Raw genomic sequence first — 12,741 nt, forward strand, 5'->3', positions numbered from 1 at the left:
GTCCGGCGGATCGGCGGCCGGAAGAGCCACCCGGGCTTTCACCGGGTCCTTGCGAATGCCCCGGACCCTATGGGGCATTGCGCTGCAACGCAACGTCGGCTGCGTCAGGCAGCCCGCACCTGAGCCACGAAGCCCGCGACCTCTTGGCCGAGCCCGTCCGACCGGCGGGCGATGTCGGCGGCGGCGTCCAAGACCTGGCCGGCGCTGGCGCCGGTCTCGTGGGCGGCGCCGAGCACCTGCGCCATCGTCTCGGTGACGGCGCGGGTCCCGCTCGCCGCTTCGGCGACGCTGCGGGCGATCTCCTGCGTCGCGACTTGCTGCTCCTCGACCGCGGCGGCGACGCCGATGGCGATACCGTGGACCTGCTCGATCGTGCCGCCGATCTCCTCGATGGCGGCCACCGCCTCGTGGGTCGCGGCGCGCATCGCGGCGATCTGCCCGGTGATCTCGTCGGTGGCCCGGGCTGTCTGGGTCGCGAGCGCCTTCACTTCCGTGGCGACCACCGCGAAGCCGCGCCCAGCCTCGCCGGCGCGCGCCGCCTCGATGGTGGCGTTCAACGCCAGCAGGTTGGTCTGGCCGGCGATGGTCGAAATCAGCGACACGACTTGGCCGATGCCGTCGGCGCTCCGGGCGAGAGCCTGGACGCTGGTGCGGGTCCGCCGCGCCGCCTCGACGGCGCCAGCGGCGGCCTCGGAGGTCTGCGAGACCTGGACGCCGATCTCGCTCGCCGTGGCCGCGAGCTCTTCCGTGGCGGCTGCCACCGCCTCGACGTTGTGCGCCGTGGTCTCGGCGGCCCGGGTCACGACCCGGGATTGCTGGTCGGTGCGCTCGGCATTGCCGGCCATCGCGGCGGCGGCCCGCTCCATGCCGGCGGCGGCCTCGGCGAGGTGGCCGACCAGACCGCCGATGCTGCCCTCGAACTGATCGGCGAGCCCGATCATCTCGGCGCGCTTGCGCGTCGCCGCCTCGGTGCCGGTCCGCTCGCGCTCCTGACGCAGGGTTTCGGCCTCTCGCATCGTCCCGGCGAACACCGCCATGCTCGTCCAGATCGCCCCGATCTCGTCGCGGCCGGCCTTCACTGCCGGGAGGGTCAGGTCGCCACGCGAAAGGCGCTGGATCGCGTCGGACACCGCCCGCAACGGCCGGGCGATCTGGCGCTGCCCCACGAGAATGCCGAGGGCGGCGCAGGCGAGGGTCCCCAGCAGGGCGAGCCCGAGGAGGAGCAGCATGCGCGCCTGGAAGAGATCCTGCGTCTCGGCCTTGACGGTGGCCATCTCAGCGCGTCCGCGGCCGACCAGCGCGTCGATGCTGGCCTGGAACGCCTTGCGGTTGGCCCGGTTCGCGTCGTTGAAGCCCAGATCGGCGGCGGCGCGCGGGCCGATCGTTTCGCCGGCCTGCGCGATCGCGGTCCGCATCGTCCGGTAGGCGTCGGCGTTGCGCGCCATCGCATCGAACAGCGGGCGCTCGTCTTCGGTGACCAGGGGCGCCCAGGCCGCGCGCAGCGCGTCCATGTCGGCGAGACCTTTTCGGACGCCAGCGGCATATTTCGCCGCGTCGGAGGCGTCCGCGGCGGCGTAAACACCGCGGGAGTCCATCGTCACCTCGGCGGCGAGGCGGTTGAAGTTCGCAGCGTTGAGCGCGCGCGTGGAGGCGCCCTCGACCTGGGCCAACGAGCGCTCGAAGCTCTGCAGCATGGCGACGCTTACGCCGGCCACGACCAACGTCGTGAGGCTGCAGGCACCCACGAAGCCCAGGAGTTTCCCACCGATCTTCATTTTAGTTCCAGCCCGAGCATGCGCAGGCTGAAACTAAGCAGAATTATTCAATACCCCGTTAAGCACGGTCCGCGACCGGTCAGTCCGGATCACGGGAAGAGGCGGTTCACGCCTGATCGAGCGCCTCGATCACCAGATTGCCGTTGGTGTAGACGCAGATCTCGGCCGCGATCGCCATGGCCTTGCGCACGATCGCCTCGGCGTCGAACTCGGTATCCTCAAGGGCGCGGGCGGCCGCCAGGGCGTAATTTCCGCCGGAGCCGATCGCCATGACGCCGCTTTCCGGCTCCAGCACGTCGCCCGAACCCGACAGGAGCAGGCTGACCTCCTTGTCGGCCACCACCATCATCGCTTCGAGGCGGCGCAGGTAGCGGTCGGTCCGCCAATCCTTGGTGAGCTCGACGCAGGCCCGGGTGAGCTGGCCGGGATACTGCTCCAGCTTGGCCTCAAGCCGCTCGAACAGCGTGAACGCGTCGGCGGTGGCCCCCGCGAAGCCGCCGATCACCGAGCCCTTGGCGAGGCGCCGGACCTTGCGGGCGTTGCCCTTCACGATGGTCTGGCCGAGGCTGACCTGCCCGTCGCCGCCGACGACCACGCGGCCGCCCTTGCGGACCATCAGGATGGTGGTGGCGTGCATCTGGGGCACGGAGCCCCGGTCGTCGTACCTGAATGCGTCGTGGCTCAAGGTGTCGGCTCCGATCTCGGTGGGGCCGAGATGGGGAGCTTTTCAGGCCGAGTCCAGCCGTGGGCTACTCGGCAACCGCCTCGGCGGTCTGCACCGGACCGGCATCGTGCAGGATCGACTCCGCCGCGGCCTGGGCCAGCAGGGCGTAGCCGCCATCGGCCATGTGCAGGCCGTCCGAGGCGAAGAGCTGCTTGGCGGTGAGCTTCCCTTCACGGACCCAGCCGTGCATCAGGTCGGCGCGCCGGATCACCGGCACGTCGAGCTCGTCCCCGATCGACCGCACGGCGTCACGGAAGCGCGAGGACCCGGGCGTCGAATCGAGCTTCGGGCACCATTGCGGCTCCATCAGCACCACGTCGATGCCGGCCTCCCGGATGCGCCGGATCGCGGAGGCCGTGGCCTCGCGGAAATGCTCGATCGAGACGCCGCGCAGGGGATCGTTGCTGCCGGTCTGCCAGATGACGAGCTGCGGCTCGGCCGCGATCACGTCGCGATCCAGGCGCTTCAGCATGTCGTCCACATGCTCGCCGCCGATGCCGCGGTTGACCACCGACACATCAAGGCCCTGTAGCTTCTTGCGCAGATCGACCTGGAGGCGGGAGGGGTAGGAGTTGGCCGGGCTCGACGCACCGATGCCCTCCGTCGAGGAGGAGCCGAAGGCCACGATCTTGAGCGGCGCGCCGATGGCGATCTGCCGGGCGACGTGTGGGAGGTCGGGGCTGTCGCTCAGGTCGATGCCGAGGAGGTCGAGCGAATCGGGCAGCAGGTCCGCGTAGGCCAGCACCGCGGTCGGCACCAGCAGGAGGCTGCACACCATCAAGACATCGCGCAGGCGCCGACGACGCGATTTCGCGGGAGAGACTGATGTCGGATTCTGGGACACGGGACCGATTGCTCCGCCGCTCGTCGACGACAGATACAATCTGACACAGGCACTTGAAAAGACCGGTTCCGCACAAGCGTTGAAGGCGAAGTGAATTCGTAACTCAAAATTAACGCTGGCACGCCGCCCGGCCGGAACCGCGCGGCGTCTCGGTTCGGGGACGCGAATCAGCCGGCGGGCGGGGACAGGGTCATCTTGCCCACGAACGGCGCATCGCGCTTGTTGTTGGCGGTGCAGGCGTAGCTGTGCTCGCCGGCATCCAGGGTGCGCAGCTTGAGCGTCCCGCGGCCATTGGCCTTCACGGTGTAGCCCTTCTCGCTCATGACATGGACGAGGTCGCCGTCGGCGTGCAGCAGATGGCCCTGCTCGAACTGGCCTTCCGCCGTGATCGTCACCGGCACGTTGGCCTGGCTGACCACCGTCAGCATGACGTTGGTGTTGGCCGGCAGGCGGATCTCGGCCGGGGCGCAGATCGGCTTACCGTCCTGCAGGGTGACGGTCAGCTCGACCGGGGGCAGGGCATCGCTCGAGGGTTTGCCGAGCTGGGGATTGTCGGTGGCGCCCGCCGCGGATGTGAGCAGCGTGGCGCATGCGGCGGCGATCAGGATGTTGCGCAAGACTCGGATTCTCCATCGTCTCCCGCGACGGTGCGCCCGGGACACGCTGCGGCAATGATGCGGCCGAGCGGCTGTTCCAGCGCGCGACGCCGTGGCTCGGGTCCGGTGTCCGGGCCTCGCCGTCCCAGCATTCAGCGTGGCGGCAGCGACAGAACCTGACGTTTTATTTGCGGATGGCGCGCGTCAATGCCGATTCCGGCACGATCGATGCGAACCGCCCGGCACGGATCCGCGAGAGGGCGGCGGGGATCCGGGGTCAAGACGTCGCGTGCGAGGTCCGGACCGGCGTTGCGCCTCGGTGCACCGTCCCATGGTCGACCGTTTGCGCATCGCGATTCTCACGCACTCGACCCAGGCCCGCGGCAGCGTGGTCCATGCGCTGGCGCTCGGCGAGGCCCTGTGCGGGCTCGGCCACGAGGCGGTGGTTCATGCTCCCGATCCCACCGGCCGGGGCTTCTTCCGCGATGCCGGCTGCCCGGTGATCTCGGTGGCGGCCAAGGCGGTGTCCGCGCCGACCGTCACCGTGTTCCGGTCCCGGATCGCCGACTATCTGTCGCATTTCTCGACGCCCGCGGCCTGCGACTTCGACGTCTTCCATGCCCATTGCGACATCAGCGGCAACGCGCTCGCGACCCTGACGCGCCGGCGCCTGATCCCCGGCTTCGTCCGCACGGTCCATCACCTCGACACGGTCTCGGACCCGCAGCTCGCCCAGTTGCAGGAGCGGGCGATCCTCGATGCCGGGCGGCTGCTCTGCGTCAGCCGGACCTGGGCCGCGACGCTGGCGGCGGAATACGGGGCGCAGGCCGATGTGGTCGGCAACGGCGTCGACGGCGCGGTCTACACGCCGGAGCCTACGCCCGGCGATACCGAGCTCCGCGCCCGCCTCGGGCTCGGTGCCGGGCCGGTCTATCTCGGCGTCGGCGGCTTCGAGGCGCGCAAGAACACCCTGTCGATCATCGAGGCCTTCGCCCGCCTGCGCCGGCACGTGCCGGATGCGCAACTGGTCATGGCCGGGACAGCTTCGCTCCTCGACCATGCCGGCTACGAGGCGCGGTGCTGCGCGGCGCTGGAGCGCGAGGGGCTGGAAGTCGGCCCGGGCAAGCCGGTGATCCGGACCGGACCGATACCACAAGCCGACATGCCGGGGCTCTACCGAATCGCCGACACGCTCGTCTTCCCGTCCGTGAACGAGGGCTACGGCCTGTGCGTCCTGGAGGCGATGGCCTCCGGCACGCCGGTGATCGTCTCGGCGCGGCCGCCGTTCACCGAATACCTCGCCCCCGGGGAGGCGCTCTCGGTCGAGCCGGACGATCCCGACGCCATCGCCGCCGCCATGCAGGCCAGCCTGGAGCCGTCCCTCCGCGTCCGCCTGCGGTCCGCCGGCCTGGAGGTCGCCCGCGCCCATGCCTGGGAAGCCTGCGCAGCGCGCCACCTGCCGACCTACGCATCCCTGGTCCCGGGACCCCTGCCGGGGGCGACGATCGCCACCGGTTCCGCCGCCTGGAACACCACACGGATCCCCGGCGATGCCTGAGATGCGCTTCCATATCCGCTGGCCGGATGGCAGCCGCGACGCCTGCTACTCGCCGACCCTGGTCATCAAGGAGCACCTCGCCGTCGGCCAGGACTACGCCCTCGACGAGTTCCTGGTCCTGGTCCGCCTCGCCCTCGGCAGCGCCAGCGCCCGGGTGCAGGAACGCTACGGCTTCCCCTGCGGCCGCGCCGAGTCGCAGCTCGCCCGGATCGAGGAGATCGCCCGCCGCCAGGAGCCGGGCACGGTGTATGTCGAGGCGTTCGAGGAGTGATTTTTTGGAGCGGAATTGACTGCGGGGCGACACGCTCGGAGCGAATCGCCGGAATCCCCGTGGATGCGTGTCGAACCGACACAGCGCGGATCCCTGGGCGGGCGGCGTTGTCCTGGATGACGAGCGCAGTGAACAAGCACACCCCATGATCTTCCGGATCGCCACGGCCCTCCTGGTGGTCGCGGCGCCGGCCGCGGCGCAGACGCGTCCGTCGAGCACCGCCATGACCTGCCAGCAGACGGCCCGGCTGGTCCAGGCCCGCGGCGCCCTGGTCCTCGGGACCGGCGGCCAGACCTATGACCGCTTCGTCCGGGACCGCTCGTTCTGCGAGGCCACCGAGATTGCCCGGCGGGCCTTCCGTCCGACCCGCGACAACCCGACCTGCCTGATCGGCTACACCTGCTACGAGCCCGGCACCGACGATTGGCCCGGCGAGGGCTTTTAGCCCAGGCGCAAAAGCGTCAGCGCTTACCGACTTCCAGCTCCACGATGATCCGCCGGTCCCCGGCCCGGCGGCTGAAGCCGACGGCGTCGAGATGTTCGAGGAGCGGGATCGAGTATTTGCGCGAGATCCCCAGGGCGGCGCCGGCCTCCCGGGCCAGGAAGCCGGTCTCCGGCGTCGTTGCGTTGGGGAACGCGTCCGCGAGGCGCGTCCGGGCGACCGCCACCGCCTCGCGATGGAACAGCACCGCCCGCCGCTGCACCCTGTCGATGGCGCGGATCACCGTGCCGGCCCCCACCAGATAGGTCAGCGCCTCGCGGCGGCGGACGTCGCGGCCGACCGCCTCCGCCTCGTCGGGCGGGTTGAGGCCGGCCCGGCGAAACAGCTGCTCGAGCTTGCGGGCGGTCTCGCTCTCGTTGCGGGCCGGATCGAAGTCGGACCGGCGCCACAGCGCACCGGCCTGGACCGTGCCGCCCGTGGCGGTCAGGTCGCGCAGGACCAGCGCGGTCAGCGCCTCGGGGAGCACCAATAGCTTTGCGAGGCGCTCCAGGGCGATGCCGTGCTCCATCGGGTTGTCCCGGTGATGCATGGACAGGGCCGCCAGCGCGCCGGTGCGGAGCGACGCGAAGGCCGGAGCGCCGATGTAGCGGTCGCCGATCTCCCGGGCGCCGGAGGCGGCGAGCATCTGCCGGACTCGCTCGGTTCCGGTGCCAGCGGCGCGGGCGATCTCGGTCAGCGTCGCGCCGGCCGCCCCGGCCTGCGCCAGACGGATTGCCACGGCGTCGGCGGGCTGGCCCGTCGCCAGGGCGTTGAGGTCGGCGAGCACGCGGGCATCGTGCCGCCGCCTCCGCCGGCTCGCCGGATCGAGCACCCGGCCACCCGCGACGGTGGCGGCCGGTGAGTCGAGACGGAGCACGAAGGGCTCCCGGGCTGGCACGGTGACCGGCTCCGCGAGGTGGAGCTGCGCCGGTGCGGTCGCACCCGGCTCAAGGGCGTCGCGGTCGAGCAGCCGCAGCCGGGCCTCGACCTCGGTGGTGCCGAACAGGAGCCGGCAGGCGCTTCCGCCCGCCAGCGCGTTGTCGGCGCTCGCTGCGGCCGTGAGCGCGACGTCGAGCCATTGCGACGGCGCCAGCAGCCCCGGCACCGAGAGGGCGTCGCCGCGGGCGATCTCGTCGAGGCCGACGCCGCGCAGGGCTACGGCGGTCCGCCGTCCCGGCTCGGCGCGCTCGACCGAGCGGCCATGGATCTGGAGGCTGCGGACGACGGCGCTGCGGCCTCCGGGTACGATCTCCAGCGTGTCGCCGACAGACAGGGGACCTCGCCGCAACGTCCCGGTCACCACGGTGCCGAAGCCCGGCCGGGTGAAGACCCGGTCCACCGGCAGGTACGGAAACCCGTCATCGGTCCCCGGCTCCGCCTCCGCCAGCAGGGCGGCGAGCGCCTGGCCGAGCTCCGGGATGCCGGCGCCGGTCAGCGTCGAGGTGGCGATCACCGGCCCGGCGGCGATTGCGGCGCGGGCCGCGGCGGCGGTGATCTCGGCGGCGCGGGCCGCGATCGTCTCAGGGGAGGCGAGGTCGGCTTTCGTCAGCGCCAGCACGCCGCGGTGAACGCCGATCAGCCGGGCGATCTCCAGGTGCTCCACCGTCTGCGGCTTGATGCCCTCGTTGGCATCGACCGCGAGCAGCACCGCCCGCATCCCGGTGGCGCCGGAGACCATAGCGCGGACGAAGCGCTCGTGGCCCGGCAGGTCGACTAGGTCGATCTCGCCCCGATCGGAGGCCAGCAGCGCGAAGCCGGGGACGATCGAAACCCCGCGGTCCCGCTCTTCCTTCAATCTGTCCGTCTCGACTCCCGTGAGGGCTCGGACCAGGGCCGTCTTGCCGTGATCCACATGCCCGATCACACCGACCAGAAGTGTCTTCAAGGGAGCCACCGACCCGACGATCTCCGCGGCGCAACCGTCCACGCAGGGCGCACCGCTCTCTCAAATGAGGGATTCCGTCTCGCTGGCACGGCGTCGCACCGCTCACCGCCGGGCGGTCGGTGCCGGGGCGCAGGAGGCAGATAAATTGTGGACAATCGGTTTTGCCACGGCATCTTGGTTTGGGAAAGCGCAAAATTGGAGCGATTCAAGTCGCGCGCTGTACTCCGGCCTGGCCTCCGTCGTGCGGCCCCGCACCGGGTCTGGGATTTCCTGCCGCTTCCGATTGCAACGGCGCAGGGCCTGGCCCTAGACCAGCTTTCCTGACGCTCGGATGCAACCCAGTGGGCGCCCCGCTTGGTTATGGACCGGACGTTGCCAAGAGGAGAACATGAGCGAGACCGACAGCCACGCCGTGGCAGCCCCCCGCGAGATCGAGCTGAAGCTCGACTGCGCCGGCCCCGATCTGACCGCGCTGGCGGCGCATCCCCGGCTTCAGGGCGTTGGAGGCACCGAGCCCGAGCTCCTCGTCACCACCTATTATGATACGCCGAACCAGGATCTGCGCGCCGCCGGGCTGACCCTGCGGGTGCGCAAGCAGGGCGACCGGCACATCCAGACCGTGAAGGCCGGGCAGGGCGGCGTCGGCCTGTTCGACCGGGCCGAGTGGGAGACCGAGATCGCCGGCGAGACGCCGGATCTGGCGGCCTGGGCCGACACCGCGGCGGAAAAGGTTCTCCAGAAAGCGGACGCGCCGCTTGAGCGGCTGTTCTCCACGGCCATCACGCGCCGGGTCGTGCCGGTCGAGCAGGGCGCATCGCGCATCCTCGTCACTCTCGACGAAGGGCGGGTCGAGAGCCCGGCCGGCGAGGCGCCGATCTGCGAAGTCGAGCTGGAGCTTGCCGAGGGCGAGCCCGCCGACCTGTTCGCGCTGGCGCAGATCCTGGCCGAGACCGTGCCGCTGCGCCTCAGCGCCACCGCCAAGAGCAGCCGCGGCTTCGCTTTGGTGGACAAGACCGGCCCGACCGCGGTGAAGGCCGGCCCGGTGGAACTGCCCGAGGCGGCGAGCGCCGGCGAAGTCTTCCGCCGGGTGGCGCGCGCCTGCCTGCGCCATCTGCGCCTCAACGAGACCGTGTTTCTCGCCGGCCACGCGCCGGAGGCCCTGCACCAGATGCGCGTGTCGCTGCGGCGGCTGCGCTCGGCGCTGTCGCTGTTCGCCCCGATGCTGGAAGGCGACCCCCGGGCAGTCAGCTTTGGCGACGAGATCAAGCGCGTCACCGAGCCGTTCGGGCACGCGCGCAACCTCGACGTCTTCCTCGGCGACACCCTGCCAGGACTGATAAAGGACCGCCCGGACGATCCGGACATCGCGGCGATGCGCGAACTGGCCGAGACCGAGCGCGCCAGCGCCTACGACGCGGTGCTGGCGATCCTGGAAAGCCCGGAATGGCGCGGGCTGATCATCGACTTCGCCGGCTGGATCGAGGCCGGCGTCTGGGCCGGGCAGGAGGCTGCCGCCGAGGACGGCCGCGCCTTCGCCACGCGCGTCCTGGACAAGGCCCGCGACCGGCTGAAGAAGCGTGGCCGCGGCCTGAAGAAGCTCGACCCGCATACCCGCCACCGGGCGCGGATTGCCGCCAAGAAGCTCCGCTACGGCGCCGAGTTCTTCTCGGAACTCTATCCCAAAAAGAAGGCCCGCCGTCGTCAGGACAAGTTCGGGGCCGCGCTCTCGGACCTGCAGGACCATCTCGGCGCGCTGAACGATTTGGAGACGGCCCGGACGATGACGGAGAGCCTCGGCGGGCCGCCGATGCCCGACGCGGACGACGCGAGCAGCCAGGACTTGCTCAATGCCGCCGCGGACGCGCGCGCCGAACTGCTCGACGTCAAGCCGTTCTGGCGCTGAGGTCTTTTTTTAGGGACCTTGCCGCTTCAGGCTCTGAAGACGGATCCGTGCCCGGTCGAAAAACGATCCGGCACGGATCTCGCGACGTGCCGTCGACCGGAACGACGCCGAGCGGCCGGCGTTCGCCGAAAAATGGGGCGAGGAGCGCGAATGGCCCACGCCTACAGATTCGGGATGGAGGAAGAGTTTTTCCTCGCCGATGCCCGCACCCGGGGCTCGCCCCGCGCCCGGCTGAAGGCGTTTCACGCAGCCGTGAAGGCCCAGCTCGACACCGCCGAGCGCGAGCAGCTCCAGTGCCAGATCGAAATCGCCTCGCCCCCAACCGCGGACACCGAGGAAGCCCGGGCGCATCTCGCCGAGCGGCGCAGTGCCCTGGCGGCGATCGGCCTTGAGCGCGGCATCCTGCCCTTCGCCGCCGGGACGCATCCGACCGCCCGGTGGCGCGACCAGAGCGCCACCGACAAGGCCCGCTATCATGGCATCATGGCCGACCTGCGCATGGTCGGGCAGCGCAACCTCGTCTGCGGGCTGCACGTCCATGTCGAGGTGCCGGATCCCGACGCCCGCCTCGACCTCATGGGGCGGTTGCTGCCGTTCCTGCCGATCCTGCTCGCGCTCTCGACCTCGTCGCCGTTCTGGCAGGGCGAGCGGACCGGCATGGCCGGCTACCGGACTCGCGCCTACGCCGAACTGCCCCGCACCGGCCTGCCCGAACTCTTCGCCGACGCGGCCGACTACGCCCGCTACGTCGACGTGATGACCCGCAGCGGCGCCATCTCGGATGCGAGCTTCCTGTGGTGGCAACTGCGCCCGTCAGTGAAATACCCGACGCTGGAACTACGCGTGGCCGACAGCTGCACGCGCCTGGACGATGCCCTGTGCATCGCCGCCCTGTTCCGCTGCCTCGTGCGCCGGGTGGTCCGGGACCGGCACCTCAATGCCGGCCTGACGGCCGCCTCCAGGGGCTTCATCCGGGAGAACCTGTGGCGCGCCGAGCGCGACGGCGCGCGGGCCACGCTGATCGACGAGGCCCGCGCGGAGGCGGTGCCGATGGCCGAGATGGTCGAGGCCTTGCTCGACGAAACCGCCGAAGATGCCGAAGCGCTCGGGTGCGCTGACATTTGTGCCCGGGCGCGGACCATCGTGGCGGATGGGTCGAGCGCTGACCGTCAGATCGCGATCTTCACGGCGGCCCGCAAGCGCGGTGCCCGGGAACGCGAGGCGCTCTCGGCCGTGGTCGATCATTTGGCGGGTGAGACCGCCGTCGGGACGGGAAGCGCGGTTGGGGCCACTCGCGCACCGTCCCGACGGCGTTGAGATGGAACCGGCCCCGCTCGAGGGGGGGGATAGCGGAACCGGGATCCGTCAACCGCGCTAGGGACGCGGTTGAATGCATGATTCACACACGCATGTTGCCGGAGGATTTCCGGACCACGCGTTTGTGCGCGGAAATCGGATTTCTCGCCGGGCAGCTACCCCGTCCCGGATGCGCTTCGCAGCTCCGTGCCGTCGGGCGCCCAATGTCCGGGCCGGTTGCGATCCGGGTTGATCACTTCCGCGCCGCGTCCTCTCATATCCGTCGCATTGCAGGTGACGAGAACGAGCTTGTGGGCCCGCGCAGTCGCGATCAACCCGCGATCCATCCACTGTTTGTGCTCCGGGCCGGCGAGCCGGCCCCACGCCTCGGCAATGGCCGCGTCGATGGTCAGGATCCGGCCGGCGAAGGCCTCCGTCAGACGATCGAGACCGTCTTGAAGCCGTTCGGAAAGCTCGCTTGCGCCTGAGTCGCGCTTCCGCTGAACCCCCCGGGAAATCTCGAACAGCGTGATCGCGCTGATCGCCAACGTATTGTCATCGACTCCTGCGAGCCATCGACGAATGTTCGTGCCGTTCGCGGCGTTCCGCTTGCTGATGACGTCGGTATCGAGAAGGTATTTCAGCACCTGTCATGCTCGAAGCCGGCTCGTGGAGAGTGCAGAAGATATGAGAACAGCGCGTGCCGGGCGCCGCATAGGCCGCCTGATCAACACCTAATCGTCAAGGTCGAGCGCGCTGAAATCTGCCTCTGCCAGGGCCGCCTTCGCGGTCAGCTTCGGGAATGGTCGGCCGGCCTTCGGATGCGTTGCCGCGTAGGTGCGGGCGAAGGCGACCTGATCGGCGCTGAGAGATGGATAATCGGTCAGGATCTCATCCGTCGACATGTCTCCGTTCAGCAAGGCTGCGATGCGATGCACTTCGATATCCGTTCCCTTCAGAACGACATCGCCGGCCGCGTTGCGCTCGATCCCGGTTTCAAGGTCGCGCAGGGTCTTGAGCCGGCCTTCAACCGCCTTCGCAGCTTCGTCGAGCGACGCCCGGAATACGCCGGTCTCGATATGGCTGGGCAACTCCGGGTGCCGTCTCAGAGACTCGTACAGCTTGCGCCACAAGGTCGGCTTGAGATCGTCCTGATGCTCCCGGGCCCAGCTGAGGAAGACCAAAGTCTTATGGTCGAGGGCCCGGACCTTGCGGCCTCCATCGTGGAGCGTGTGCGTCTCGACCTGCTTCCTGTCGATCGTCCGTCGCACTTCCTCGACCGGCTCGCGCAGGACGAAGGCCGCTTTCGGAAGGGAGTATCGCTCAGGCCGGTTCATGGCGCATCCAATGCAGCACCTTTAATAGGGTTGCATTAGACATGCGGCAAGCCATCGCTTTATGTCGCAGG

Annotated in this window: 12 protein-coding genes and 1 other annotated feature (1 of these 13 cut by a window edge); of the genes, 5 read left to right on the forward strand and 7 right to left on the reverse strand. The window is 70.0% G+C overall.

What is annotated here, in order from left to right:
• Positions 1–52 (reverse strand) — a sequence feature (sul1 is cis-regulatory element that is thought to sense ions involved in sulfur or methionine metabolism; They are found in Alphaproteobacteria) (it extends 4 nt beyond the left edge of the window).
• Positions 53–104: 52 nt separating this feature from the next.
• From BM228_RS21320 to BM228_RS21335, 4 genes are all read right to left on the reverse strand, one after another.
• Positions 105–1,775: a methyl-accepting chemotaxis protein gene (locus tag BM228_RS21320; protein WP_092043740.1), complete on the reverse strand. Its 1,671-nt coding sequence runs from the start codon at positions 1,773–1,775 to the stop codon at positions 105–107.
• 106 nt (positions 1,776–1,881) lie between these two features.
• On the reverse strand, positions 1,882–2,412 hold the full coding sequence (gene hslV / locus BM228_RS21325; RefSeq protein ID WP_092043741.1) for an ATP-dependent protease subunit HslV: 531 nt from the start codon (positions 2,410–2,412) through the stop codon (positions 1,882–1,884).
• A 112-nt stretch (positions 2,413–2,524) separates the two neighbouring features.
• On the reverse strand, positions 2,525–3,277 hold the full coding sequence (locus tag BM228_RS21330; protein WP_425284977.1) for an SGNH/GDSL hydrolase family protein: 753 nt from the start codon (positions 3,275–3,277) through the stop codon (positions 2,525–2,527).
• Between the two features lie 233 nt (positions 3,278–3,510).
• Positions 3,511–3,960, reverse strand: a complete 450-nt coding sequence (locus BM228_RS21335) for a cupredoxin domain-containing protein (protein ID WP_092043744.1) — start codon at positions 3,958–3,960, stop codon at positions 3,511–3,513.
• A 310-nt stretch (positions 3,961–4,270) separates the two neighbouring features.
• On the opposite strand from BM228_RS21335, the gene BM228_RS21340 reads away from it, so the two are divergent.
• The 3 genes from BM228_RS21340 to BM228_RS21350 all read left to right on the forward strand — a co-directional run bounded on the left by BM228_RS21340 (position 4,271) and on the right by BM228_RS21350 (position 6,213).
• On the forward strand, positions 4,271–5,497 hold the full coding sequence (locus tag BM228_RS21340; protein ID WP_092043745.1) for an MSMEG_0565 family glycosyltransferase: 1,227 nt from the start codon (positions 4,271–4,273) through the stop codon (positions 5,495–5,497).
• Positions 5,490–5,768: an MSMEG_0570 family nitrogen starvation response protein gene (locus BM228_RS21345; protein WP_139234147.1), complete on the forward strand. Its 279-nt coding sequence runs from the start codon at positions 5,490–5,492 to the stop codon at positions 5,766–5,768. Before BM228_RS21340 ends, BM228_RS21345 begins: the two co-directional genes overlap by 8 nt.
• 145 nt (positions 5,769–5,913) lie before the next feature.
• Positions 5,914–6,213 (forward strand): hypothetical protein, encoded by a 300-nt coding sequence (locus tag BM228_RS21350; protein ID WP_092043749.1) that lies wholly within the window; start codon positions 5,914–5,916, stop codon positions 6,211–6,213.
• 16 nt (positions 6,214–6,229) lie between these two features.
• On the opposite strand, the gene selB is transcribed toward BM228_RS21350, so the two are convergent.
• Positions 6,230–8,176, reverse strand: a complete 1,947-nt coding sequence (selB, locus tag BM228_RS21355) for a selenocysteine-specific translation elongation factor (protein ID WP_092043750.1) — start codon at positions 8,174–8,176, stop codon at positions 6,230–6,232.
• A 346-nt stretch (positions 8,177–8,522) separates the two neighbouring features.
• Between selB and BM228_RS21360 the strand changes: the two genes are divergently transcribed.
• Complete coding sequence (locus BM228_RS21360) at positions 8,523–10,037, forward strand: CYTH and CHAD domain-containing protein (protein WP_092043752.1); 1,515 nt, start codon at positions 8,523–8,525, stop codon at positions 10,035–10,037.
• Between the two features lie 150 nt (positions 10,038–10,187).
• Positions 10,188–11,354 (forward strand): carboxylate-amine ligase, encoded by a 1,167-nt coding sequence (locus tag BM228_RS21365; RefSeq protein WP_092043754.1) that lies wholly within the window; start codon positions 10,188–10,190, stop codon positions 11,352–11,354.
• A gap of 155 nt (positions 11,355–11,509) precedes the next feature.
• Here BM228_RS21365 and BM228_RS21370 read toward each other — a convergent pair whose 3' ends face one another.
• Positions 11,510–11,980 carry a PIN domain-containing protein gene (locus BM228_RS21370; RefSeq protein WP_092043755.1) on the reverse strand — a complete coding sequence of 157 codons (471 nt, stop codon included), beginning with the start codon at positions 11,978–11,980 and terminating at the stop codon, positions 11,510–11,512.
• 87 nt (positions 11,981–12,067) lie between these two features.
• Positions 12,068–12,517 (reverse strand): DUF433 domain-containing protein, encoded by a 450-nt coding sequence (locus BM228_RS21375; RefSeq protein WP_167367785.1) that lies wholly within the window; start codon positions 12,515–12,517, stop codon positions 12,068–12,070.
• Positions 12,518–12,741: the final 224 nt, after the last annotated feature.

Origin of the sequence: Methylobacterium pseudosasicola (assembly GCF_900114535.1) — a bacterium.
GTDB classification, from domain to species: Bacteria; Pseudomonadota; Alphaproteobacteria; order Rhizobiales; family Beijerinckiaceae; genus Methylobacterium; species Methylobacterium pseudosasicola.

Coding starts and splice junctions, on each gene's coding strand:
- BM228_RS21320 (WP_092043740.1), bottom strand. CDS start 1,775: ATGAAGATCGGTGGGAAACTCCTGGGCTTCGTGGGTGCCTGCAGCCTC.
- BM228_RS21360 (WP_092043752.1), top strand. CDS start 8,523: ATGAGCGAGACCGACAGCCACGCCGTGGCAGCCCCCCGCGAGATCGAG.
- BM228_RS21345 (WP_139234147.1), top strand. CDS start 5,490: ATGCCTGAGATGCGCTTCCATATCCGCTGGCCGGATGGCAGCCGCGAC.
- BM228_RS21330 (WP_425284977.1), bottom strand. CDS start 3,277: ATGGTGTGCAGCCTCCTGCTGGTGCCGACCGCGGTGCTGGCCTACGCG.
- BM228_RS21340 (WP_092043745.1), top strand. CDS start 4,271: ATGGTCGACCGTTTGCGCATCGCGATTCTCACGCACTCGACCCAGGCC.
- BM228_RS21365 (WP_092043754.1), top strand. CDS start 10,188: ATGGCCCACGCCTACAGATTCGGGATGGAGGAAGAGTTTTTCCTCGCC.
- hslV (WP_092043741.1), bottom strand. CDS start 2,412: ATGCACGCCACCACCATCCTGATGGTCCGCAAGGGCGGCCGCGTGGTC.
- BM228_RS21350 (WP_092043749.1), top strand. CDS start 5,914: ATGATCTTCCGGATCGCCACGGCCCTCCTGGTGGTCGCGGCGCCGGCC.